The following is a 21681-nucleotide window of genomic DNA, read 5'->3' as shown; positions in this document are numbered from 1 at the left end:
ACCCTTCTTTCGCTCGGTGGCTTGGGTCAGTTGGTCTTCGTGTTGCGCAGGTGGGGGCCGAGGTAGCCGATGATGATCTTCTGGGTGGTGCCTTTGGTGTCGAGCAGCTTCTGCAGTGGCGTATTCAGGACGGCGAACACGCGCTCAACCAGTCCGAGGTCGCGCTGGCGCTGACTGAGCATCGGCTCGGCAGCCTCCGAGAAGGCGCCTGACAGGCGGTCCCGGTCAGCCAAAGTCACCTATCCGTAGGTTATTTTGACTGCCTTCTATCTCAAACCGAACTATCCAGAACGAACGCAGGGGGAACATCATGAGCATCACCAGGACCGCACGTAGGACGCGGGCCAAGATCGCCGCGTACATAGCGGCCCTGGCCGCGGGCTCACTCATACTCACCGCCTGCAGCGGAAGCAGCGACAGCGCCAGCAAGCTCGACGGTACCTACTACGTCAAGAACGTCAATGGCACGTCCCACCTCGGCCAGCTGGTCGTCAAGGGCAACAGTGTCTCGCATCATGAGTACGACTGCGATGGTGTCTACGAGAAGCCGGACGTGACCAGCACCGGCGAGTTCAACAAGGATCAGTCCCAGATCATCTGGACGGTCGCCGGAGACGACAGCCGCAACAAGCGGACCGGCAGCGAGTCCATCTCAACCAGCAACACCTCGATCAGCATCAGCGGTAGCCCGTACGTGCGTGACAACTCCGATGCCGGCAAGGCTCTGCTGGACGGCTTCAAGACCAAGTGCGGTAAGTAGCGTCGACATCCCGCCGGCCGGCGAAGCAGCACAGAACCCCGTGGGCATCGCGTCCACGGGGTTCCGTCCTTCCTCGGCTGGTCAGGGGCTTAATGAGGATGCCTTCGACACCGGACACGTCCGTCCAGGACTCCAGCCACTCCCGGGCCTTGGCCAGGTCCGTCGTCATCGGGCACAGAGTCCAGGGGGCCGTCAGAGCGCGCTCCGTGAACAGGTTTTCCAGGCGGGCGCGGCGGTCGGCGTAGGGCAGCTGGAGCAGCTCCTGGCCGTCTTCCTGCAAGACGTCGAACGCCACGAAGTAGGCCGGCAGCTTCGCGGCCAGGGCGGCGGCGCCACGGCTTCGGGCAGCCGCCCGGCGCTGCAACCCCTCAAAGGACAGCCGGCCCGCCTCGGCATCCCAGACGAGCAGCTCGCCATCGAGGACCAGGCCGGCAGAGGCGGCGTACCCGACCCACAGCAGCCACCCGCCGCAGCCCTGCGCAAGCGCCCCGCAGGGGCTGACCGCCCGGCATGGCGACGCCTGGCAGGCGTGACCACTCTCCCGCCGTAGTACGGGTGTCCTGCGCGCGCCGGCCTCGTTGCACCCGACATGAAGAAGATCATCACCCTCGCCGCCCTCGCACTCACCGTGGCGACCATGGCCACGCCCGCCCACGCCGACAACGACTCCAACTTCGGCGGCGGCATCAACGCCGCCAACAACTGGAACTTCACCGCGGCCGCCGTCTGCCTGCAGGAAGTAGCCGTCGTACCCGTCCTGGGCGACTGGGTCGGCGACCACACCAACAACTGTTCCAACGGCAACGTCATCGACCACAGCGGCCGATAACCCCCGCACGCCAGCGTGGCCCCGCACCGACCACGGCACGGGGCCACGCTCTTGGCCCGGTGGGGCACCCGATGCCCTGTCAGACGACGAGGAGCCCTTGAAGGCCGGGGCGGCACCCGACGGCGGGAACATCCGATCGAGCGAGGCCGTCCCCGGCCGGTTGCGGATCACGACAGCGCGCCCTTCACCCCGGAGCTCGGCCCTCAGATTCCTGCAGCAACCACCGCGACATCAGCCACGGTCAAGCGCGGGCAGATTCATCAGGCGCACTGCGACGGGCAGGAGGGCCAGCCCGGCGAGCTCGGCTGGTGCCGAACGCCGCCGTGCTGGACCACCCGCTACATGAACGCCGACGCCGAACAGCTGCGGCCCCTGCCCGCCGACCAGCACGAGCAAGACGACCCGAACGAGGACGTCACCCGGCTAACCCCGCTGCGGCACGCCAACCTCAACGCGCTCGGCCGCCGCGGCTAGCGCTCGGCACCGGCCGGAGACGTGGCGCCCACCGGGGTGACGGCGCTGGGGCGGTCGGACTGGCAGCGCTGCTTCTCGGAGGCGGTGAGGGGGCCAGTGCGCTGGTAGATGCGGTCGGAGAGGTCGGTGGAGGGGTGGTCGAGGACGGTGTGCAGGCGCCAGTCGGAGTTGGGGTCGGTGGCCTTGGTGGTGGCGGTGAACCATCCCTCGGTGCGCCGGCGTGCGGCTTGCGTCTCGATCCAGGAGGCTTCGGCCGGCTGGACGATCTCGGTGACCTGGCGGTCCTGGCTGGTGTTCCAGGCCGGGGTGAGACCGGTGCCCTGGGTGTACTGCTGGGCCATGTTGGTGGGGGCTGCGGTGCCGGTGCTGGGCAGGCCGGCGGCAGCGGGGAGGTCACTGTAGGTGCGGTTGGCGGTGGAGACGGGGCGGGTGCGGTTGAGGGTGTTGCGGGTGCAGTTGAAGTACGTTTCGGCGGCGACGCGGGCGGGGGCGTAGTAGCTGAAGGAGTAGTCGTCTTCGGCGGTGAACGTGCAGCGGTTCGCAGCGCCGTTGCAGTAGGGCGACTGCGTCCGCGGTGTTGCGGCGGTCGTTGCCCAGGAACGCTTCGGAGGCGGGCAGGGCGCCGGCCGGGATGGTCTTGTCCACCGGCGGCGGCTCCTGCGTGGCGCGGACATTGGTGATGAGCGGGCCGCAGTTGCCGTTGTTGTTCTGCGCGGCTGGGACGGTGGAGGTGAAGGTGAGGAGCGGCTCGTTCCCCCAGGCGGTGAAGGTGAGGGTGACCCCGGTGCGCCAGGCCGACTTCCAGTAGTTGCTGGGGAGTTTCTCGGTGGTGGGCAGGTGGTGCGGTTGGTGCGGGCACCGCCTGCGCCCTGGACGGTGTAGGTCTGGCCCTGTGCGAGGGCTGCGGCGGTGCAGCCCTGGGAGACGCTCGGGCTTTCGTCGTAGGTCACGGTGACCCGTGCCCCGCCGCGCACTCCGCGCAGTCGCTGCTTGAGGCCGTGGGTGGCCTCGTTGGGGAGGCGGAGCATGGCAGCGGTCAGGCCGTCGGGGTGGCCGCTCGTGACGGCGTTCCAGCGGGCGACGCCGCCGTTCGTGCCGACACCGGCGGTGGGACCGACCGACCAGGCGTGCGGGTTGACGGCGGTGTTGACGCCGGCGAAGGCCGGTTGCGCGAAGTCGCCGTTGAGGACGGTAACCGCTACCGGGGCCGCGGCCTGGGCGGGCGGGCGGGGCGGCCGCGTGGGCGAGGGGCGCTCCGGCGAGCAGGCCGAGGGACAGACACAAGCCGATCACCGGCGCGCTGCGGGTAAGGGAGACGACGGAGGCGGGAGCTGAGGCGGGAGCGAGAGCGGCAGAGCAGGGGCGGGATGTCATGAGGTTCTCCACAGGGGTCTCGCGGGTGGTCAGGGCGTAGCGGGGGTGAGCACGTCACGGTCCTTGAACCGGGAGCCCTCTGGCAGGGCGGCGGGCGTCAGGCCGCGGTTCCGGTCTTGCCCTCCGGCCGCAGGCGCTCGCACGTGTTGCCGGGCACGGTGAAGGTGTCCGCGACGAAGGTGCTGGTGTTCACCGTGGAGGGGCCGTCGACGACGACCCTGCGAATGCCGAGGCCCGTCCCGGTGGTGATCTCTCCCGCGATGCGCTGCATGGCGGAGCTCGCGCCGAAGACGAGTGCGTCGCCGGGGCGGACCTTGGTGTTGTAGGTGGTCTTCTCGGTCTGCTCGGTCGTCCAGGTGCGCTGGTAGGCGAGTTTGAAGGCGCCCTCGAAGGCTCCCTTGACGCCGAGGGAGCCGGCGATCTTCCCGCTGCCGGATGCTCCGGCCTCGGCGCCGACGGTGGCGGTCGGGCCCTTGGACTTGTCGGGGGTGGAGAACTCGCCCTTGGCCTTCGCGTCGACGCCTGCGGTCACCTCGCCGGAGGTGTTGATCGTGCCTTCGATCGCGATCTTCCCGGTGATCTCGCCGCCGAGGTTGTCGCTGCTCGCGGTGCGCAGGGTGATCTCCCGCGCGACGGTGATCTCGTCTTTGGTGCAGTTCACGACCGCGTTGCCCAGCGACTTGACGGCGCTGTAGTAGTCGCCGGACGCTGCGCGGTTGATCTGGAACCGGCAGCCTCCGGGGTGCGAGGCGCAGTACTCGGTGACCTTCTGCGTCGTGGCGAGCTCGGTGGTGCCCTCGTAGGCGACCGGCGCCGGTACCTCGGGCGGTGCGGTGGCGTGGGAGGTACCGGTGGTGCAGGTGAGGGCGAGGAGGGTGGCGGTGGCGGCCAGGGCTGCGCGCCGGCCTCGCATGCCGGTGGTCGTCGTTTTCATCGGTTCATCTCCCCGCACAGAGCGCCCATTTCGGGGGCATTGGACAGCCGGCCGGGAGGTCGGCGGCAAAGGAGGCGCAGGTGCCGTCGAGGGCGGTCTCGGCGTTGGCGGACGGCGCCGGGTGCATGGTGCCCAGCTCGTCGCGGGCCTGTGCCATGTCGGTCTCCTGCGTCGTGCCGCCGCCGATCAGCTGCGTCATGCACGCCTTGGACTCCGCCGTGCACTTCTGGGCCGCCTGCTTGGCGGCCCCGATGTCCTCCTTGGCCGCGGCAGCGTCCTGCTTGGCCACAGCACGGTCCCCGTCGACGGCCCCGCGCTCCTCCGGCGAGGCCGAGCACGGCTTGGCCTCCCCGCCAGGGCACGGCTCGTCGCCATCAAGAGGCGCCAGAACGGCGGCGGTTCGGTGGAGGTGGGCGGGTGGACCGGACAGTAGCGGGGCGGCCGCCGCGGGCGAGAGCCCGCAGAGGAGAGCGAAGGCCGCCATGGACACGGCGAGGAGGATACGGGGGAATCTGCGCATGCCGAACAAGCCCCTTCGGGGGTGGGACGAACGAGAGTTCGCAGTCCGAATGGATGCGCACACAACGTAACGGACGACTACCGACTGTCACCAGTGTCGTGATCATGGTTCCCCGAATTGGCCGCATGCACACAACAGGCCGTCCGCGGCCGAGCAGGCACCGTCCGCTCGGCACCGGACCCGGCCGCCCCCTCCACGCATGCGCCTCCAGCCGGCCGGCACCTGTCCGAGCTGCCCGGCACGACCGTCCTGGAGCGGCTGGTCTCCACCGCTTGCGGGCGCGCCGAGAAGCGGCTGTGGGCGGCCCCGGCGTGCGCTCCCACCACCGAGCAGGCCCAGCGTCCGGCCGAGCTGGCCCCAGAAAGGGGTGAGGGGCCGCGGCGGGGAACTGTTCTGCTGAAAACCTTGAGCGGCAGCCCGGTGCCCGGGCGCCGCTTCGCCTGGGCAGTCGGCCTACGGCGTCCGGAGAGGGGAGCCGGCCCGGGCCGCAACTCTGGGCCACGCGGAAGGGGAAACAGGGGCGTGGCCCGGATGCGCCGGAGGACTGGACGGCTGGCGGGGCTCTTCGGTCGAGCGTGTGATGGGCGCAATCAGTGTGGTGTCCGACCGAAGGGCCCCTGGCAGGCGCCGGTATTGGGCCGAGCTTGTTGTGGCTGGGGGTGTGTGGGTGCTGTCAGAGGGCGAGTCGGTGGACGCTGCCGCCCTGCAGGCCGGCGTACAGGTGACGCCCTGCGGGGTCGACGGCCAGGGCGCGTACGTCCAGGGTGGGCAGGTTGCCGGAGGCGTCGTGCCAGGTGCTGCCGTTGTCCCGGGACCGCAGGACACCGTGGCCGGCTGTGATCACAGGGGGATTTCCCGGGTACCAGATGCTGGCGGTCGCGGCGTAGAGGGTGCCGTCGTGCTGGGCGAACGCGACGACGCGCAGGGGGTCTGGGGTGTGCTCGATGCGCGCGGGGTGGAAGGTGGTGCCGCCGTCGTCGCTGTAGCGGATGGTGTCGCCGCCGATGAGCAGGCGGCCGGTTCCAGTGCCGGCGCCGGTGTGGAGAACGGCGCTGGCCTCGTGGGAGGTCTTCTTCTCCCAGGTCTCGCCGAAGTCGGCTGAGTAGTAGAGGCCGTTGGTGTGGGAGGCCATCCAGACGCCGTTGCCGTCGGCGTCGGCCGGGTCGGCCGCGAGGCCGAGGTAGAAGCGGCCGTGGTCGTGCTCGCTCCAGGAGTTGCCGCTGTCGTTGGTCGTCCGTACGCCGAGGACCTCGGTGCCGTTGTTCAGGTAGCCGAAGCTGTGCATGACACGGTCAGGGTCCAGGGGGTGGATGTGGACGGCGAAGACGGCGTCGGGCCACTGCCCCCGCTGCTGCCACGTCATCCCCGCGTCGTCACTGCGCTCGGCCGCGCAGGTCAGGTTGATCCTCCGGGTCCTCCACACCAGGGACGGGTTCTCCGCCCATGCGTCCATGTCGACGACGTGGTTGCCGCTGATGAACAGCCCACCGGGTGACTGCCAGTCGGGGCCCTCGACGGGCAGGGAGGCGCGCAGCAGGCCCGTCTCGGTCCCGGCCAGCACGGCTTCCTCTGTCACGGCCAGCGCGGTGACGGAGGCCGCGGGAACACCCTTGCGTGTGAACGTCTGCCAGTTGGTCGTGGAGTAGAGGCCGTGGACACGATCGGCAGCGAGCCAGCCGCCCCCGGGCAGCAGGCAGAAGTCGGCCACCAGGTCCCCCGGCCGCTTGACCCTCTGGAACACGCCGTCGCCGTTGTCGAGCTGGGTGATCGCGGATGCCTGGTGCAGGATCTGGTCACTCGTTCCGTCGGTGCGTACCACCACGGAGCCCCCGTAGAGGGACTTCCGGGGAGCCTCCCACGATGCGCCCGCGTCCCGGCTGATGGCCAGGCCGCCCCTGGCGCCGAGGACGACAGCCCCGACCGTTCGGCCGGCCGCGTCCCACGCGAAGACGAACTGTCCGCTTTCCAGGAATTCGAGGGCCTCGGGAGGCTGCGGCTCGCCGGCGGCGTCCCGGACGGCGTAAAGGACTCCCTCGCTCTGGGGCTGAAAGATGAGATCGTCGCCCAGGAGAGCGAGCTTGAGTACAGCACGGCCCTCGGTGAGGTCCTCGCTCTGCCAGCTGTCGCCGCCGTCCCGGCTCACGAGCGTGTCCCCGCCCATCGTGAGCGCCACGAGGACCTGCCCCTTGCGGTGCGCGCAGAGCGACGCGAAGGACTCGCCCCCCGGCAGCTTGGCTTCAAGCCGCTCCCAGCTGGCGCCCTTGTCATCGGTGCGGAAGATGCCGCTCTCGTGCACGCCGGGCAGGGAGCTGGTGGCCAGCCACCACCGCTGCGGATCGGCATGACTGCCGGCCAAAGACGTGCCCACCGGGTAAGGGGTCGGCGGCCTGACGGGCTGCCACGTGTCCCCGCCGTCCTCGCTCCAGAAGCCGCCCACCGTGGCAGGAGAGGAAACCAGGATCACCGAGCCCCCCTTCGGCCCCGGCAAACACTCCACCGACGCCGCCGAACTGTAAGGACCCACGGATTCCCACGTGTCGGTGCCCGAACGCTGCGCCTTGGACGCCATCACATCACCCCTGTTCAGTCAGGAAGCCTCCACTCGCGGGAGGCACTACACAGAACGTACTTGAATGATGCACGCAGCGTGATCATTTCGCGGATTGCGCCTCTCCTCCCCAACGAGCCCTCTACATTTCCGCCTCCCACCGTGTGAAACGAAAGCGCCCCGACCGAGCCAGGGGGGAGGCCGGCCGGGGCGGCGCCCCGGCCGGCGGGGGGAGCCGGGCGGAGCGGTCAGGGTGTGGGCGCGGGAAGGGTGGCCAGCTCACGGCGAAGGCTGGAATGGCCCTGCTCGGCTGGTGGGGGCGCAGGAGCCGCGGCCCGGGCCGCGCAGACGTCTACTTGATGAGCTCGACCTCCTCGGCCATGACCCAGGCGGAGCCGGTCGTCTCGTAGACGTCCTTCCCGTCGTGCTTGGCGGCGGCTCCGCTCAGCATGATGCAGTCACCCGGCCGGAAGTAGCTGTCAGTGGCGGTGAACCCTTCGATCTCGTTCCAGGTCCGGACGAACACCTTCATGTCACGGCGCGGTTCACCATAGATCCGCACCTTCGCCCTGTACTTGCGCGCGCTCTGCCCCTTGACCTTGGCGTCGCAGGTGGGCAGCCCGGCCGGGATCTCGTCACTGTCCATGTAGATCTTGTCCTCACCCATGTACACGACGTAGAAGCTCTTCTGCTCCGCGCCCGCCGCGTTCCCCTTCGCCGGGGTCCAGGTGATGAAATCGAACGGCTTGGTCATCCCGGCGTACTGCTTGGACTCCACCCTCTTGGTGAAGTAGCCCTTGACCGCACCGTCGTGCACGATCCGGGTCAGACAGTCGCCCTTGTTGAACTGGTCGTAGTTCTTCACGACGGAATCCCGGACACCGTACTTCTGAGCCGGCTTATCCAGGACAACGCCCTTGCACGAGTCAGCGGCACGGGGAGCGTGGACGGCGGCGCCGGCACCGGAGACCGTGACCGACAGGGCAGAGGCGGCCGCGATCGCGACCAGCAGCATCTTCTTGATCATGAACCGTCCAACCGGCCCATCCCCCACAAGGTCACGCAACCACACCAAGATCCACTCCACCGAGCACGGCCGCGCGGGGCGCGCACCACGAGCACGGCACCCTGACCGCCCCGCGGCACACGACCACCCTGGACAAACCGGCGCGGCAGCAGCCCACCAACATCCGCCGGCCCGGCAGACTCGGCAAAGACATGATCAGCGCCAGGAGTCGGCGAGAGCAGGCACAATCGTCGCACCCGTGCTGACACCCACCCGCTGCCTCCAGACCACACATTCACACCTGTGACGCCGGACTTGAGCGCGCGCCATCAAACCTTGAGTGCCCAACACCCCATGCCCTCGTTAGGGCACGCATGGCCCTTCCCAGGAAGACACAGATGGCAGGCAGCGCAATGTTCCTCGCGGCAGCACTCATGGGCGGCATTGCCACCGCGGCCCAGGCAGACACAGGACCCACCAAGGCCGAACCGATCCTCATCGAGGAGCACGTCCACCACCCCCTCCTCGTGGAGGAGGTCGAGCCCATCCACAATGGCGTCCTCAGTGACGAGTTTGAGACTGAGCGGCTGGAGAATCACCTGCTAGCGGACGAGCTCGATATTGAGGCGCGGGCCTGACTACGGCAGAACTCGCCAGCTCTGCCATGCTCGGCAACTAGACGAGTAAGTCCGAAGTCTGGGTCAGTGGTCGTAGGCGATGAGTGATCGTGTGATGGCTGTGCCGTTGGCCCGGTTGTGCCAGATCGCTGCGGTCAGGGTGAGGATGCGTTGTCCGATCCGGGCCAGGACTCCGGCTGGGGCCCTGGCTCCGTGGCGTTCGAGGTCCAGCTGGCCTTTGAGGGTGTCGTTGACCGACTCGATCAGCTGCCGGATTGGCTTGAGCAGGTGCTCGCCCGGCCTGGGTTTCTTGTTGCGGTAGCTCGGCCGCAGCAGGGTCAGGCCGTGGTCGGCCATGAAGGCGTCGAGGTGTTGGGAGACGTAGCCCTTGTCGCCGATGACGGTCTGTCCGGGGTGGGTGGTCAGCAGATCGGCGTCCTGGGTGAGCATGTCGGCCAGGACTTCCCGCTCGTCCACCTTCGGGTTGGCCAGGGCCCAGGCGACGGGTAGGCCTCCGGGGGTGCAGAGCAGGTGGAGGCGCAGGCCCCAGAAGAACCGCGAGTGTGAGGGGCAGTAGCCGTAGCCGGCCCAGCCGGCCATGTCGGAGCGTTTGACGGTGGGCCGTGAGCGGGCGCATTCCACGGGTGTGGAGTCCACGATCCACACGTCGTCGTGCCACAGGTCGGTGTCCCGGGCGAGTGTGCGGATGAACCTGCTGATCAGCGTGTTCGCGGCTCGCAGGCGTTTGTTGTAGCCGGACTGCCCGGGCAGGTAGGGGAACTCCGCGGCCAGGTGGCGGCGGGCGAACCGCAGCCACCTGGCTTCGGAGGCGAAACCCAGGACGGCCTGCATCACTGCCACGGTCAACAGTTCCGCGTCCGTCAGCCTCGGAGGCCGCCCCGGCCGCCGCGTTCCTGCCAGAGAGTCATCGATCTTCACGTAGAGTGCTGTAGCGAGGGTTTCGAGATCTGTCGTCACAAACGGATCAAAGAGACCCTCGCTTCATGCGCCCGAAGACTTCGGACTTACTCGTCTAGTTGGTGCCCCGTGCCACTGGATCTTGACCGTTTGCCATCGGAGTTTGACCGTTGCGTCACAGGTAGTCGCCACACGGAACCCTGCAGCTCTCCCGCCCGTATCTTCACTCACGTACCACGCGTACCGCGGGGCAATAACTGACGACCGAAGCCCGCGGACGAGACGACTCAGGGGGACGACAGCATGCGTCACAGCAACGGCATTCGCAGGGCGGCTCTGGCTTCGACGGCGGTCATGGCCGTCGCGGCGGCGGTGACCAGCATCCTGCCCGGCACCGCCATGGCGGCGAGCACCACCACCTCCACCCCTCCGCCCGCCTGCCCGGCCTCCGCCCTCCAGGTCAGCGCCTGGCAGGCCGCCCACCGGCCCGTCGGGACCGGGACCGGGGCGGCGGTCGTGCAGTTCACCAACGTCTCCCAGAAGACGTGCGTCCTGAAGGGCTATCCGACGGTCGCGGGCGCCGGCAACACCCCGCTCAAGGTCACCCCCACCGGCACAGCGGCCGCCGTGACGGTCCGGCCGCAGGGCAAGGCATGGGTGAAGCTGACCTTCGTCCAGGTCCAGGGGGAGGGCGACGGCTACTGCGTCTCGGGCAATACCCCGGCGGCGTATCCGACGATGGTCATCGGGCTGCCGCACTCCGGGGAGCACAAGGTCGCCCTGAAGGACGGGTGGTGGGCCGAGTGTGACAACAAGGTGACAGCCACCCCGGTCTCGGCGGTCGAGCCTTCCTGACCCCCCGTCCTCACAAATCGAGCAGCCTGCATGACGATCGCAAGGCTCTGACCTACACGTCTACGAGAAACTGCACATAAGTGCAGGTCAGCGACTCAGCGCACCTTCTGTGCGCCGAGTCGCTGACCTGCGGTGATCAAACTCCGATGACACAAACTCGCGTCCGTTAAAGTCCGATGGCAAACGGTCAAGATCCAGCGGCACGGGACAACTGTCCTGTGCCATCGAACCTTGAGCGCGTGCCACCGAACTTTGATCGAAGCGGGCCGGCACGACTAGCTGTGCCACCTCATGACATTGGCGCCAGGGAACCGTGATCGGCGAAGTCGTGGCCCTCTTCAGGGAGGACGATGAGGACCCCTGATCCAGGAGGGTCCTCCATGGACGCTCTGCGGATGCGAGCTGTCCACTCAGGAGCGGGCCACTGGGTGTCACTGTCCCAGCGGATCCCCGCGAGGTTGACCTCAACAAGATCCACGGTGGTGAGGTCGGCGCCAACGAAGTCACTTGCCGCGTCGATCAGATTGTCATGAGCTTCGGTGAAGTCGCGGGCGAGTTCGTGGACGACGTCTAGGGCACGGTCGCCGACGTGGTCGGGTTCGGGGGCACGAACAAGGCTGAGGGCATGGACGACGCTGAGGGCATGGATGATGCTCAGGTCGAGGTTGCGGGCGCGGTTGCGGGCGCCGGCTCGGGTGCGGACGTGGAAGCGGGCACGGTCGAGGGCGCTGTCGAGGTCGCGGACGAGGTCGCGGGCGAGGTCGAGGTCGAGGTCGCGCACGAGGTCGAGGTCGATGTCGATATCGAGGTCGCGGACGATGTCGAGGTCGCGGTCGCGGTTGCGGGATCGGGCGAGAGCGAGGTCGAGGGCTCTGTCGAGGTCGCGGTCAAGGTCGCGGGCGGGGTCGGGGCCGAGGTCGAGGTCAAGGTCAAGGTCGCGGGAGCGCGCGAGGTCGCGGACGAGGTCGCGGACGAGGCCGTGGGCGAGGCCGAGGTCGAGGACGCGGTCGAGGACGCGGTCGCGGTTGAGGGCTGTGGCAGCAGACTCCAGGGAACGTGCGACGGCCAGCAGGTCATGGCGACGCTGGAGCCGCTCCTGTGGAGTCACGGACTTCCAGCGAGCCGCTGCGCCAGCCAGGCTCAGCCTGCTGGCGCGGTGTTGGGCCGGATCGGTCTGGGCTGTTTCACGAGGGCGGGGAACAGCCTGAACTGGAGCGGAAGGAGACATGGCAGGACTATCCGGCGCGAACAGGCCGGAAGTCTTCAGGGGAGGCCGGAAGCCGGGAGAACGCCGTGAGAACACAGCCAGCAAGCGGCCCACGAAGGACTCGGCAACAATCGTCACGCTGCACCTCCTGCGGCCGTCGGATCCTGTTGCCCGACAACGCCGGCGTCCGGCTGTGGAATCCCTGCTGAAGGACTACCCGTCTGGGGTCCCGGCAGAGCGCCATTCGACTGCCCAGGGCCAGACTGCTGAGTGTTTTGCTGGAGGGCCCGAGTCTGTTGCCGTGCCTCCTCCACCACACCGCCCAGCGCAGCCCGACCGGCATGCTTCACCATCAACGGCACCAGCGTGGCGACCTTCTCGACAGCCGACAACGCGCCCAGCCCGATGAGAAGCGCCACCAGCGGGTTCGTGCTCTGCGGATAGGCCGCCGCCACAGCACCCGTCAGGGCACCGCTGACGAACAGCCGCAGCACCCCGGCGAACACATACGCTTTCCAACCGGGTGCGGGCAGTTGCTCCTCGCCGGGCCGCACATCGGCTCTGCGCTGGGGCGGATCGATGGTGTCCGACTGGACGTTCCACGGCATCTGACGGTGCCATCTGACGGCCCTGATGATGTCGACGGCCTCCATCGAGGCACCGCCTGCCATTCCCACCACCGCCGCTATGAGCCAATCCATGGTCCGAGGCTAGAGGGCATCGTGCTGGGGGGAAGCAGATCGGCGTAACCAACGTGCTGATACCGACCAGAACAACTGGCGTCTGAGCCTCCGCCGCGTTCAGATCACGCCGAGGGCAACCGTGGCGATCACCAACAGGAGAGCCGCCCCAAGCCCCACCGCTATCCAGCCGAGATCGCAGTCATCCCCCACCACGGTGGATCGCCTTCCATGGCACACCTCCAACGGATCAACGTGTGCCAAGCACGACGACGGACTCTGGATTCTGGTCCCACGATTCGGAGTCCTCAAAGTTCGATGGCACGCGCTCAAGGTTCGATGGCACAGGACAACAGTGTCCTGTGACATCAAAGTCTGAGCCCGTGCCATCGAAGTTTGGCTGACGCTGGTACCTGCGCACCGGCGCCAGGGCAGATGGCGATGCAGGGCTTCTCCGGCCGTCGACGCGAGGACGGGCCCAATACGACTCAGCTGTCTGGACCGCAGACGGTGCCACCGGACTGCTGGCGGGAGTACCGGACGATGGCTTCCTGCGAGGTTGATGGCGTGCTGCCGTCGACGGGGGTGCGGCTGTAGGAGGCGATGATGGAGCCCTCAGTGACGGCGTCCAGAACACCCTCCCAGGGGATGGTGTAGCTGACGGAGGTGGTGTCAGCGGTGACGTTCACGACGCCCTGAGTCTGCGCGGCCACACTTTGCCCGTCGGTGTCACCACAGACCGTGACGTCGAAAGTGACTTTGTCGCCGGTCGTGAACGGTATGTGGTCCACCACGACGAGGACGCCATTCCAGGGCTCCTGCCGACAGCCGATCAAGCCGGGGGCCTCCTCGAAGGGAAACTCCGGGAAGTCGAGTTCGATCGACACGCAGGCTCCTGGCTGTCGGAGAGGCTGGCCGGATGGGCGGCTCCCGCAGCGCCCCATACCGCTCAAACTTCGATGGCACGAACCTACTGATGATCAACCTTCGTTGGCAATGATCAACCTTCGCCGTCACAGGACAGTTGGACTGGTCTAGGGCCGAGGGGACACGCCGCACTCGACTGCGAATTCGAACGTGCGCTCACATGGGAGTGACGCGTTCCGATCTCCCCAGGAGTCCGCCACGGCCGCCCCCGAATCCCCCGCCAGACCCCAGCCCGTCACCCGGGTGCCCAACCAGACCGGCCCTTGCGCCCGGAGCCACGCCCCGACATGCAGGTACCGGGTCGGCGCCTCATCTCTCGGCTGGGGTCGTGATCAGTCCGCGCCGATATGGGTGTGCAGGTCAGGACCGGTACCCAGAGCGCTCTGGGGCAGTACGACCGGACCATCTACGGCCCCGGTACCCCCGACAACGGGGTACCGGGGCCACGTTAATCGTGCCCGCGTTCCTGGCGGAAGATGAGAAACCCGGCGATATTCTCTCTTCGAAATCGTACGGCCCTCTCATTCGGGTCGGCACGGGCTACCCACGCCCTAGCCAGCCCCGCACGGGGCCAGGCCGCCCAGAGCTACGGGACGTCGCCCCGCCACACGAACCGGCCGACGTCGCCGGATCCCCCTCCGGCCGGCTCATAGTCGGACCGGCCACCCGGCCCGAACCGGCCGTGATCCGACATCAGCACCGCCCCGTCCACGATCTCCTGCGGGGGCCCGCCCACCAGCTCCACGTACGCGCGGCCCTCCTCCGGCCCCTGGCCCTGCCCATCCGACTCGTCCCCGTACACCCGCCGCCCCACCCAACGCTCATCCATGCACCCCACCCTCCCACCTCCCGCCAGCACCCGTGCGCCGGTGTCCGGCCTGCCTCCGGACGGGTGAACTCCGGCCCTACGGGGGCGGATCCGGGCTCGGTACTGGTGGGGTCTCCTATTCAACTGTCGCCAGTTCCTCGGGAAACCCACCCTGCTGGTGACTGCGTGTGGTCGCCAGCTGAGTGTCGGCTCCAGTTCCCTCGGCTTCGGGCCGCACGGATTTCGGTCATTGAAGGTTGTTCCTCTGGTCTGAGGCTGACAGTGCGGCGATGTTGTGGTCTTGCACGTCGCCCTCGGGTGCGCGACGGCGGAGACAGAAGGGGGAGATCCGATGGACACCGGGGATTTCGTGCGGGTGGTGGGGCGCCGTGCCGCGCTGCGGTACGCGCTGGCGGGGATCGTGGCCGCTACCGTGGCCGCCTGCTCGGGTAACGGTTCCACCAGCGTCAGATTCCAGACCCTGGGGGCGTTCCTGAAGGGCAGCTGGGAGTTCGAGGCCGAGAACGGCGCGGGGGCACGGATCGTCGTGTCCGAAGACGGGCGGTGGCTGATGAGCGGCGTGGGCACGGACACTCCGTGGTCGGAGAAAGGTAACTGGTCCTTCGAGGGGGGCAGCCTCTCCGTGACGCTTGAGCGGCGCACCCCGTACGTGGTCCACGACGTTCCCGAGAAGGTGGAGAAGGCACTCGGGGGCAGGTACACCCTGTCGGGGGGACTGATCGACGGCCAGGACGCGGGCTACTCAAAGATGCGGGTCAGCGGATCCAACGACAAAGTGGTGCTGACGTTCCCCGAATACGCGGACGACAGGCCCCGGGTGGTCACCTGCACTCGGGTGGAGGCCCACGAGGCGCCCTGAGCCCTGGCCGACTCCCCGCAGGTTCCGGCTGGCAGATTACTGGTGTTCGTATTCAACTGTCGCCAGTTCCCCGAGGGACCCAGCCCGCTGGTGACCGTGCATGATCCCCGGAGGCGTATCGGCTCCATGTCCCGCCAACCTCGTTGCGGAGCCGGGTGGTGGTGTTGTCGTGGTAGCCGAGTGCGTCCGCGACGACGGGGGCGGGCATCTCCAGGAGCTGCTGTCGGATCGCGGCGCCGCGGGCGGCGGCCACCGGGACACCGATCTCATTGAGGAGTGCGGACAGGTGGTCAGGGCGGAAAGGCTGGCCGGCCCGGCGGCTGGGGAACAGCCAGGGGGACGCCTGGTTGGTGGCGGTGTTCATGTGGTCGCGGTCGGCGATGTAGTCCCGTAGCAGGGAGGCGGCGGGTTCGGGGACGGGTGAGGGGTAGTAGAGCGGAGTATCGGTTGGATCATGATGCACCGCCGCCTCGCCCGCGACTACGAGACCCTCACCACCAGCTCCGAAGCCATGATCCACATAGCCTCGATCGACAACCTCGCCAAGCGCGTAACGGACGAAACCACACCCACCTGACGAGGAACGTACTAGGGTATCAAAGGGCAATTCGCCCACTTCAAACGCCCTCTAAAAGAGCGTTTTATCCCATCGGGGGTGTTTGGTAAGTCGTGCGGTGCCGGCGGCTTGGGGCCATGCGCGGAGGCGTGTGAGGATCCGCCCGTGGAGTGTGATGTGTGTGGACGGGCGATGTGGCGATGGCCGGCGCTGCCGAGTGCGTGGGTAGAGGAGATCTGGTCGTGTTCCTGGTGCCACGCCGTCACCCAGTGGGTGGTGAGTGGTTCGAGGTCTCGCGGCCGTCGTACTTGCCCGTGGAGATGCGCTGGGAGAGGGCCGTCGCGGATGGCCTTCCCGCCGAGGTCTCCCACGCCTTCGGCATTTTCGGCAGGACGCTCTGCGGAATCCAGGAAGCCGGGATGTCGCCGTCCGAGTACTGGTGGCTGCCCGAACGGGAGAACGCTTGTGGCGCCTGCCGGGAAGCGGCGGGGGTCATCGATGACCGCTGGCTGCAGGCGATGAGGGGCGAGGACGCGCGGGTCAGCGTGGCCCGGCGGCTATGAGTCCTTCCAGTTCGGAGTCGACTCTCGTGTGAGCCTGCGGCTCATCAGGTCGATCATCGCGATGCGGATCATCGCTTCGGAGCGGCGCGGCTGGGTTTCGTAGTCGCGGGCGAGGCGGCGGTGGTGCATGAGCCAGCCGAAGGTCCGCTCGACGACCCAGCGCCGCGGGATGACCTTGAAGCCCTTCTGGCTTGGGTCGCGGCGGGTGACCTCCACGTCGATGCCGAGGGTGGCGCCGTGGTCGATGGCCTTGGTCCGGTAGCCGGTGTCGGCCCAGGCCTTGGTGATCCTGGGGTGGGCCTTGGCAAGGTGTGAGAGCAGGTGGATGCCGCCGGCGTTGTCGGAGACGCTGGCCGCGGTGACCCAGACCGCGAGGAGGAGGCCGAGGGTGTCGACGCCGATGTGGCGCTTGCGGCCTGCGATCTTCTTGCCCGCACCTGCGAGGAGCGCACCCCGGTGGTGCAGCCGTAGATCAGCAGCCGGAGCATCAGGCGCGGGTCGTAGGGCGGGTAGCCGCGCTTCTCGGTGTAGTCGGCCAGGACCCGTCCCAGGTCGAGCACATCGTCTACCAGGTCGGCGACGTACCGGGCCAGGTGTCCCTCGGGCAGCCAGTCGTCCAGCGACGGTGGCAACAGCAGGACCTGATGCGGGTCGAACGCCCGGAAGGTCTTGTCCACCGCCGCCGGACGGCGCTGCGGCCGCTTCGCCTCGACGGGCTCGGCCTCGAGCAGCCCATCCTCACCACGCATACCGGGATCATCCCGTACGAAAGATCACGAGACACAGGTGGGTTGCCGGTCACAGAGACACGCTCCTAGCGGCGCAGGAAGGTCCCGCCGTCGATGACCCAGAGGCTGGCCGGAACCGCGCCGCACTTGACGACTTCGGAGTGCATCTGGGGGTTGGTCCGGTTCCAGCCGACCCGGCGCTGGTGCTGCTCGTCGGTCGGGTAGAAGGTGAGGCCGGCCTCGGGGTGCTGGCCCTCCTCGAAGAGGTACGGCTCGCCCCCGAGCGGGGTGACCACGGTCCGCGAGATGGGCCCGGTCACGGTGATGGCGCCGTTCCCGTCGACGGTCAGGCAGTCGACGTCGAACTCGGCCCGGATGGTGCCGGTCTTCTCGAACACGTGCTGCACCACGACGTGCCCCCGGGCGTGGCCGTCGACCGTACGGGCGCTGACCCGCGCGGTGAGCCGCTCGCCTGGGTTGGGGCCCGGGCCGTGCTAGTTGAGCAGGGTCCAGCTGTGCAGCGCGAGGTGCTGGGCCGGTAGGGGGTGGCCGGTGTGGGCGCGGCCGCGGCGGTGCCGGCCGCGAGGGCCACGGCCGCAGTGGTGAGCGCGATGGCGATGGTGAGCTCTCGCATGGTCAATCCTCAGTGGAGAGAGGGGAGTCGGGCTGCTTCCCGACTGCCTCCAACCTCCCAGCTCACCCCCGGTCGCGGCCTCCGCCACTGGGAGGAACCAGCCCCCCCCCAGCGGGGGAACCGCTCCTCCTCCGCCCGACTTACCGAGTGGCATGTCACCGCGCGGCGTGGCGTATCGCGTCCAGGGCGAGGGCGGCCGCGGCCAGGGCGGCGGCGAGGCCCGCGACCGCTGCCGGGGCCGCTGCCGGGGCCGGGGCCGGGGCACGCTCCCCGGTGACGCCGAGGAAGTCCGGCCCGGAGACGTGGTTGACCATCCCGTACCAGAGCATCGGGTCCCCGGCCACGTCACGAGCCCTGCCGACCGGACACACCCGGCGGGCAGGCCCCGCCAGCCCCACATGCCCTGACGAGCCCGCCGCGACCGATCCGCCGATCACGGGAGCGGAGCCGCTTGCTCGTCACTGACCCACCCTCCTAGCGGGAGCCGCTGCGGAAACCCGGATAGCCCAGGATGAGGACCTTCTCCGCCGGGTTCCGGACGTAGGGGATCACCTTCCCGGTGTCCTCGAAGCCGAGCCGCCGGTAGAAGGCCAGCGCGCGCCCGTTGTTCTCGTTGACGCCGAGGGTCAGCCGCCGGGCGTCGGTGTGCTCGCGCGCGTGGCGGATGGCCGCGTGCACGAGTTCTGCGGCGGGGCCGGTGGTGCCGCGATGAGCCGGGGCGACGTAGACGGAACGGACGCACAGGGTGTCGGGGACGTCGGGGACGGGTTCGACCCCGGCGACCCCCACCCAGTTCCCGGTCTGGTCACGGACCGTGAAGGTGGTGCGTTCCCGGGTGGCGGCCTCGGCGGCGGCCTGTTGCTGCCAGTAGCGGTCCGGACGGGCGGCGGTGTCCTCGTAGGAGAGGTTGAAGGCCTCGGGGGAGTCGCGGAGCGCTTCCAGCGTGATCTCGCGGAGTTCCCGCCACTCCTCGGCGGTGATACGGCGAACGACGTAGTGCATGCGCCGAGCCTGGCACGGTCGCCGCAGGGCGGGATCACACGTGAGGATGATCTTCGCTCCGGACCTCCCCCGTGGTGGGGAGGCCACGCGACCGGCGGATCAGAGCCTCCCGGCGGTTGTGTCCGGCGCGGTTGTGTCAGGCTGGTGGAGGAGCACTGCCGAGGATCGGGAGGCTCATGATGGCCGAGAGATCACCCGGACCCCCTGGGGCCGCAGCCGCTTGGAGAGGATCTCGGCGAACCCTGCCTGGGCGCTCTTGGCCGCGTAGAAGGCGTCGTGTGCTTCCGAGCGGTGATGACCGGCCGTTCCGCAGGCGGAGACCATGTTTTGCCACTGCTACGGCACCGGGCGGGCGCATCCCCTATGGGAGGTGGAGGCCGAGGAGCCTGAGAGCCTGGGCATGAACCGTTCCGACTTTCCTGCCGGTGTTTTACTGGCCGGGGATCAGTCGGCTCCAGGTTCTGTGTCAGCGTAGTGTGCTGCCTCGAACTCGGTAGGGCTGATCATGCCCAGACTCGAGTGCAGGCGCCGGTTGTTGTACCACTCGACCCAGGAGGCGGTGGCGTACTCGACGTCGGAGACGGTTCTCCAGGGGCCGTCGTGGAAGACGCTGGTGCGGATGCATTCGGACTTGTAGAGACCGTTGATGGTCTCCATCAGGGCGTTGTCGTACGTGTCGCCGACGCTTCCGGCCGAGGGGTGGATGCCCTCGAGCTTCAGATGTTCGGTGAACCGCACGCTCGTATATTGCGAGCCCGCATCCGAGTGACATATGAGCTGGTCTCGCCCGACCGGGGTGCCCTCGTGTCCGCGACGCCAGAGCGCCATCCGCAGTGGTACGTCGACCAGCTCCACGTCACGTTTCACGGAAGCGTGCCAGCCCACAATCTTCTGGGAGAAGCAGTCCACGATGACCGCCCGGCTGTCGGCCGGGTTCGGCACTGTCGTTCTGGGTCTCTTCCCGCGCACGACGCCGGCCAGGCAGAGTGAGCGCACGGCCCGGTCGACGGCTCCGAACCCGGCCTCAGGCAGGCGGGTGCGACGGATGAGAGCCAGCATTTTGCGCCGGCCATAGAGGCCCTCGGGAGCCAGCACACGCTTCCCGGCGCCGTTGGTGGTGAAGGCCAGCTCGCGGACGGTGTCCTCGACCAGGGCGTCGCTCATGGTGCGGGCCGCGGGTGCACTCGCACCGACGGCTGGGGTGCACCAGGCTCGTAAGGTTCGTGCCGCGATCTTCAGTCCTGCGGTGTCCAGGGCGATGAGGATCGACTCGACGGCATGACCGGCTGCCTTCATCTGGTCGACGAAGGCGACGATCAGCGGTTTCGGGGGGCGAGTTCCCCCGCGAAGAAAATCGTCGCCGGCTTCAGCACCTCGTTGACCTCGCGCAGCCGCTTGTTCTCCGCCCGCAGCCTGCGCAGTTCCTCGCGTTCGTCGCTGGTCACGCCAGCGGTGACGCCGATGTCGATCTCGTGCTGAGCCACCCAACGACGCACGGACTCCCGCGAGACGCCGAGCGACTCGGCGACCTGGACATGGACAGCCCGCTCGGTGGAATACTCCGACCGATGCTGGGTCACCAAACGCACAGCCTGGCTACGAAGCGCGGGATCAATCTTCTTGGGCACGTGTCCCATCCTCTCTGATGGCTCACAACGGAGCGGCAGAGAAGTCGGAACGGTTCACTCACTGTCTCTCAAACCACTGTCCCGAACCCGAGAGATCGCAACTGGCGCAACGGCGAAAATCGCATCCCCACCACCTGGCTCGACACCAACCCCATCCCGTAGTAGCCCCCGCCACCACATAAGCGTTGCCCCTCCAGGGTGAGGACAGCTTTGGTGATGACGGTCATGCGGTTGGGACTGATGCGGGATCTCCGGAAGATCTGCCAGGACTTCAGCCGTGCCATGCCGCGTTCGACCGGTGCCCGGGCTGCGGCCAGGGCTCGGTTGACGGTGCGCTGGGTGAGGGTGAGCTCGCCGCCCGGTGGCCGTTTGAGTCCGGTGGTGACCCAGGAGCCGGCACCCGTGTAGGCACGGTCGGCGAACAGGGGCCCACCCCGGCGCGGTTCACATCCTGTCGGGGGCGGGGGACGAGCGGCGAGGCCCCCACCTGTCTTGGTAGGGGGTCTCGTCCAGTAGCGGCGCGGGCGGAGTTGCTGCCCTTCGCGGGCTCAACTGCTCTTGTACATCGCGACCGTGAAGCTGACCTTCTTACCGTTGTGGTAGTCGGTGCTGTCCCACACCGAGATGTGAGACCTGTCCTGCATCCGCAGCTGCAGCACCTCATCGGCGTTGCTCCAGTTGTACCCGACGAACTGGAAGTTCGGCTCGGGACTGTCTCCCATTCTCCTGTTTCCCCAGCTGCAGATATGCGACGAGTCGTTCTCGCAGATGTCCCAGGCCCTGGCGTACAGGTGGCAGTCCTCTCCCTGCCACACGTCGATACGCTTCAGCCTCGCGTCAGACGAGCGCCACGTTCCGTTGAACCGGTTGGCAGAGCACGAGGCGGCTGCTTCTTTCGTCGAGGTGACGGTGAGCACCACCGAGAGGGAGAGCGTCAGGGCGGCCGTCAAGAGCACGGCCATGATCTGGCGTAGTGGAATGCGGGCAGACGAGACCTGTGTCATCGTGAACCTCCGATAGCGGGTCGCAGCGCGGGGCATCCCGTCGTCACACGACGCGTCGTCCCCCTACTTCGGCTGAACGCCACCCATTCGGGCCCGGATCATTTAGCCCTTTACCCCCTGCCTATTCCAGAGCAGCACTCCGCAAGCCTGATCGCAAGTCGGCAGGATTTTACATTTCGCGCACGATTCAATGATTAATGCGATCCAAAGCGGATTGGTCAATGAACCC

25 protein-coding genes and 5 pseudogenes are annotated in these 21681 nt (G+C 68.1%); 8 read left to right on the top strand and 22 right to left on the bottom strand.

What is annotated here, in order from left to right; translation table 11 throughout:
- Nucleotides 1-26: 26 nt before the first annotated feature.
- Nucleotides 27-239: a hypothetical protein gene (locus tag ACZ5D2_RS31480; RefSeq protein WP_371674876.1), complete on the bottom strand. Its 213-nt coding sequence runs from the start codon at nt 237-239 to the stop codon at nt 27-29.
- Between the two features lie 71 nt (nt 240-310).
- Here ACZ5D2_RS31480 and ACZ5D2_RS31475 point away from each other — a divergent pair, with 71 nt between their 5' ends.
- Nucleotides 311-760: a hypothetical protein gene (locus ACZ5D2_RS31475; protein WP_371674877.1), complete on the top strand. Its 450-nt coding sequence runs from the start codon at nt 311-313 to the stop codon at nt 758-760.
- On the opposite strand, the gene ACZ5D2_RS31470 is transcribed toward ACZ5D2_RS31475, so the two are convergent.
- A complete protein-coding gene (locus ACZ5D2_RS31470; RefSeq protein ID WP_468934089.1) occupies nt 738-1415 on the bottom strand; it encodes an ATP-dependent DNA ligase in 678 nt (225 codons plus the stop codon). The genes ACZ5D2_RS31475 and ACZ5D2_RS31470 overlap by 23 nt on opposite strands.
- Here ACZ5D2_RS31470 and ACZ5D2_RS31465 point away from each other — a divergent pair.
- Together ACZ5D2_RS31465 and ACZ5D2_RS31460 are read left to right on the top strand one after the other, a co-directional pair.
- Nucleotides 1350-1589, top strand: coding sequence for a hypothetical protein (locus tag ACZ5D2_RS31465; RefSeq protein WP_468934086.1), 240 nt, complete (start codon nt 1350-1352; stop codon nt 1587-1589). The genes ACZ5D2_RS31470 and ACZ5D2_RS31465 overlap by 66 nt on opposite strands.
- Nucleotides 1590-1931: 342 nt before the next feature.
- Complete coding sequence (locus ACZ5D2_RS31460; RefSeq protein ID WP_371674881.1) at nt 1932-2063, top strand: hypothetical protein; 132 nt, start codon at nt 1932-1934, stop codon at nt 2061-2063.
- Here the strand turns inward: ACZ5D2_RS31460 and ACZ5D2_RS31455 are convergent.
- The 5 genes from ACZ5D2_RS31455 to ACZ5D2_RS31435 all read right to left on the bottom strand — a co-directional run bounded on the left by ACZ5D2_RS31455 (nt 2060) and on the right by ACZ5D2_RS31435 (nt 8466).
- On the bottom strand, nt 2060-2737 hold the full coding sequence (locus ACZ5D2_RS31455) for a hypothetical protein (RefSeq protein ID WP_468934083.1): 678 nt from the start codon (nt 2735-2737) through the stop codon (nt 2060-2062). The genes ACZ5D2_RS31460 and ACZ5D2_RS31455 overlap by 4 nt on opposite strands.
- Nucleotides 2738-3534: 797 nt before the next feature.
- Nucleotides 3535-4371, bottom strand: coding sequence for a hypothetical protein (locus tag ACZ5D2_RS31450; RefSeq protein WP_468934080.1), 837 nt, complete (start codon nt 4369-4371; stop codon nt 3535-3537).
- Nucleotides 4372-4375: 4 nt separating this feature from the next.
- A complete protein-coding gene (locus ACZ5D2_RS31445) occupies nt 4376-4660 on the bottom strand; it encodes a hypothetical protein (protein WP_468934078.1) in 285 nt (94 codons plus the stop codon).
- A 904-nt stretch (nt 4661-5564) separates the two neighbouring features.
- Nucleotides 5565-7355, bottom strand: coding sequence for a hypothetical protein (locus ACZ5D2_RS31440; protein WP_468934075.1), 1791 nt, complete (start codon nt 7353-7355; stop codon nt 5565-5567).
- A 436-nt stretch (nt 7356-7791) separates the two neighbouring features.
- Nucleotides 7792-8466, bottom strand: a complete 675-nt coding sequence (locus ACZ5D2_RS31435) for a hypothetical protein (RefSeq protein WP_371674886.1) — start codon at nt 8464-8466, stop codon at nt 7792-7794.
- Nucleotides 8467-8843: 377 nt separating this feature from the next.
- On the opposite strand from ACZ5D2_RS31435, the gene ACZ5D2_RS31430 reads away from it, so the two are divergent.
- The gene (locus ACZ5D2_RS31430; RefSeq protein WP_371674887.1) at nt 8844-9083 is read left to right on the top strand and encodes a hypothetical protein; all 240 of its coding nucleotides are present in this window, start codon (nt 8844-8846) and stop codon (nt 9081-9083) included.
- A gap of 63 nt (nt 9084-9146) precedes the next feature.
- On the opposite strand, the gene ACZ5D2_RS31425 is transcribed toward ACZ5D2_RS31430, so the two are convergent.
- Entirely contained in the window at nt 9147-10040 is an 894-nt protein-coding gene (locus tag ACZ5D2_RS31425; protein ID WP_468934071.1) for an IS982 family transposase, read from the bottom strand.
- 243 nt (nt 10041-10283) lie between these two features.
- On the opposite strand from ACZ5D2_RS31425, the gene ACZ5D2_RS31420 reads away from it, so the two are divergent.
- The gene (locus ACZ5D2_RS31420) at nt 10284-10835 is read left to right on the top strand and encodes a DUF4232 domain-containing protein (RefSeq protein WP_468934068.1); all 552 of its coding nucleotides are present in this window, start codon (nt 10284-10286) and stop codon (nt 10833-10835) included.
- 289 nt (nt 10836-11124) lie between these two features.
- Here ACZ5D2_RS31420 and ACZ5D2_RS31415 read toward each other — a convergent pair whose 3' ends face one another.
- The 4 genes from ACZ5D2_RS31415 to ACZ5D2_RS31400 form a co-directional block, all read right to left on the bottom strand.
- Nucleotides 11125-11943, bottom strand: coding sequence for a hypothetical protein (locus tag ACZ5D2_RS31415; protein WP_468934065.1), 819 nt, complete (start codon nt 11941-11943; stop codon nt 11125-11127).
- A 233-nt stretch (nt 11944-12176) separates the two neighbouring features.
- Complete coding sequence (locus ACZ5D2_RS31410) at nt 12177-12743, bottom strand: hypothetical protein (protein WP_468934062.1); 567 nt, start codon at nt 12741-12743, stop codon at nt 12177-12179.
- A 467-nt stretch (nt 12744-13210) separates the two neighbouring features.
- On the bottom strand, nt 13211-13609 hold the full coding sequence (locus ACZ5D2_RS31405) for a hypothetical protein (RefSeq protein WP_351037069.1): 399 nt from the start codon (nt 13607-13609) through the stop codon (nt 13211-13213).
- Between the two features lie 626 nt (nt 13610-14235).
- Nucleotides 14236-14478, bottom strand: coding sequence for a hypothetical protein (locus ACZ5D2_RS31400; protein WP_468934059.1), 243 nt, complete (start codon nt 14476-14478; stop codon nt 14236-14238).
- A gap of 331 nt (nt 14479-14809) precedes the next feature.
- Between ACZ5D2_RS31400 and ACZ5D2_RS31395 the strand changes: the two genes are divergently transcribed.
- Nucleotides 14810-15337 (top strand): hypothetical protein, encoded by a 528-nt coding sequence (locus ACZ5D2_RS31395; RefSeq protein WP_371674892.1) that lies wholly within the window; start codon nt 14810-14812, stop codon nt 15335-15337.
- Nucleotides 15338-15389: 52 nt separating this feature from the next.
- Here ACZ5D2_RS31395 and ACZ5D2_RS31390 read toward each other — a convergent pair whose 3' ends face one another.
- The gene (locus ACZ5D2_RS31390; protein WP_468934055.1) at nt 15390-15800 is read right to left on the bottom strand and encodes a hypothetical protein; all 411 of its coding nucleotides are present in this window, start codon (nt 15798-15800) and stop codon (nt 15390-15392) included.
- Between ACZ5D2_RS31390 and ACZ5D2_RS31385 the strand changes: the two are divergent.
- Both ACZ5D2_RS31385 and ACZ5D2_RS31380 read left to right on the top strand, forming a co-directional pair.
- Nucleotides 15765-15914 (top strand): annotated as a pseudogene (locus ACZ5D2_RS31385) (IS5/IS1182 family transposase); the annotation flags it as partial. The gene ACZ5D2_RS31390 and the pseudogene ACZ5D2_RS31385 overlap by 36 nt on opposite strands.
- A gap of 221 nt (nt 15915-16135) precedes the next feature.
- A complete protein-coding gene (locus ACZ5D2_RS31380; protein ID WP_371674894.1) occupies nt 16136-16456 on the top strand; it encodes a hypothetical protein in 321 nt (106 codons plus the stop codon).
- Here ACZ5D2_RS31380 and ACZ5D2_RS31375 read toward each other — a convergent pair.
- From ACZ5D2_RS31375 to ACZ5D2_RS31335, 9 genes and pseudogenes are all read right to left on the bottom strand, one after another.
- Nucleotides 16451-16891: pseudogene (locus ACZ5D2_RS31375) on the bottom strand (transposase); the annotation flags it as partial. The gene ACZ5D2_RS31380 and the pseudogene ACZ5D2_RS31375 overlap by 6 nt on opposite strands.
- Nucleotides 16879-17133 (bottom strand): annotated as a pseudogene (locus ACZ5D2_RS31370) (transposase); the annotation flags it as partial. The pseudogenes ACZ5D2_RS31370 and ACZ5D2_RS31375, both read right to left, overlap by 13 nt.
- 137 nt (nt 17134-17270) lie before the next feature.
- Nucleotides 17271-17594: a hypothetical protein gene (locus ACZ5D2_RS31365; protein ID WP_371674895.1), complete on the bottom strand. Its 324-nt coding sequence runs from the start codon at nt 17592-17594 to the stop codon at nt 17271-17273.
- 379 nt (nt 17595-17973) lie between these two features.
- Nucleotides 17974-18162, bottom strand: a complete 189-nt coding sequence (locus tag ACZ5D2_RS31360; protein WP_371674896.1) for a hypothetical protein — start codon at nt 18160-18162, stop codon at nt 17974-17976.
- Nucleotides 18163-18292: 130 nt separating this feature from the next.
- On the bottom strand, nt 18293-18820 hold the full coding sequence (locus ACZ5D2_RS31355; RefSeq protein WP_468934050.1) for a GNAT family N-acetyltransferase: 528 nt from the start codon (nt 18818-18820) through the stop codon (nt 18293-18295).
- Nucleotides 18821-19006: 186 nt separating this feature from the next.
- Nucleotides 19007-19144: pseudogene (locus tag ACZ5D2_RS31350) on the bottom strand (SDR family NAD(P)-dependent oxidoreductase); the annotation flags it as partial.
- Nucleotides 19145-19264: 120 nt separating this feature from the next.
- Nucleotides 19265-20448, bottom strand: a protein-coding gene (locus ACZ5D2_RS31345; RefSeq protein ID WP_468934047.1) for an IS3 family transposase whose coding sequence is annotated in 2 segments (ribosomal slippage) — nt 19265-20175 and nt 20175-20448 — 1185 coding nt in all. Because the reading frame shifts where the segments join, the coding sequence is not laid out codon by codon here.
- Between the two features lie 182 nt (nt 20449-20630).
- Nucleotides 20631-20960: pseudogene (locus ACZ5D2_RS31340) on the bottom strand (transposase family protein); the annotation flags it as partial.
- A 36-nt stretch (nt 20961-20996) separates the two neighbouring features.
- Nucleotides 20997-21452 (bottom strand): hypothetical protein, encoded by a 456-nt coding sequence (locus ACZ5D2_RS31335; protein WP_371674899.1) that lies wholly within the window; start codon nt 21450-21452, stop codon nt 20997-20999.
- Nucleotides 21453-21681 lie beyond the last annotated feature (229 nt).

It is taken from the genome of Streptomyces sp. NPDC031479 (assembly GCF_055581065.1).
This window is presented reverse-complemented; position numbering and strand designations above follow the sequence as displayed.